Annotated in this window: 1 protein-coding gene; it reads right to left on the minus strand. The window is 63.1% G+C overall.

Going from position 1 to position 1,212, the window contains the following annotated elements:
* The coding region (locus G5179_RS20785; RefSeq protein ID WP_421259028.1) for a sugar-binding domain-containing protein at positions 1–1,212 on the minus strand (1,212 nt) is incomplete at both ends.

Consider the following 1,212-nt stretch of genomic DNA (forward strand, 5'->3'; position numbering starts at 1 on the left):
CCAGCCGCCCCATGGGGGTCATGCCGTGGGTCTCCAGATTCGCCTCGTCCACCACATAGAGACCGAGCCGATCGCAGAGGCGATAGAAGTCGGGGTGGTTGGGATAGTGGGAGCAGCGCACCGCATTGAAGTTGTGGCGCTTCATCAGCAGCAGATCCCGCTCCATGGTGGCGCGATCGATGGCATAGCCCCTGGCGGGATGGTGTTCATGACGGTTGGCACCGCGAACAAGCAGCGGCTGACCGTTGACCCGCAGCAGGCCGCCACGGATCTCCACCACCCGAAAGCCCACATCACATGCCTCGCTCTCGATAACCTGGCCCTGTTCGTCCAGCAGGGTCAGGGTCAGGCGATAGAGATGGGGCGTCTCGGCGCTCCACTTGCGCGGCGCAACCACGTCGAGCCAGCACTCGGCGCGATCGTCATACGCCCCTTTTTCATCAATGGTTTGAGTGCCGATCGGCTGGTGCAGGGCCGCGACCCGCTCGCTGCCGTCATAAAGATTGGCCTCCACCGACAGACCGGCCCCATTAGCCACTTGCAGGGCAATCTTGAGACGGCCATCCCGATAGCAGGCATCCAGTTCAGGCGTCACCCGCATATCCATCAGATGGCGGGACGGTTTGTGCAACAGGCTGACGGAGCGGAAGATCCCCGACAGCCACCACATATCCTGATCTTCCAGATAGGATCCGTCGGACCAGCGCAGCACCAGCACCGCCAGCCGGTTGCGACCGCTCTGCAGATATGGGGTCAGATCGAATTCGGCGGGCAGGCGGCTGTCCTGGGAATAACCGACCCAGCGACCGTTGCAGAAGAGGTGGAAGGCACTGCTCACCCCGTCGAAGATGATCCGGCTCTGTCCGCTTGCCAGCCAGTTGGCGGGCAGTTCGAACTCGCGGGAGTAGCAGCCAGTAGGATTCTCTGCTGGCACTCGGGGCGGATCGCAGGGAAAGGGGTACTTGATATTGGTGTAGATGGGGCCATCGGTGAGCGGCCGCGTAGCCGGATAGGCGGCATCCAGCTGCCAGTTACCCGGCACTGTAATGGGGCAGGCATCCGCCAGATCCTGCGCCAGCCAGCTCTCGGGCACCCGCTCGGGGGCGGCAAAGAAGGAGAAGCGCCACTCGCCATCGAGCAAGAGACGGGAGGAAGAGGCCAGATCACCCCTGGCATCCGCTTCGCTGCGCCAGCTGAACATGGGGGTATGGG

It is taken from the genome of Aeromonas sp. 600886 (assembly GCF_049174935.1).
GTDB lineage: Bacteria > Pseudomonadota > Gammaproteobacteria > Enterobacterales > Aeromonadaceae > Aeromonas > Aeromonas veronii_A.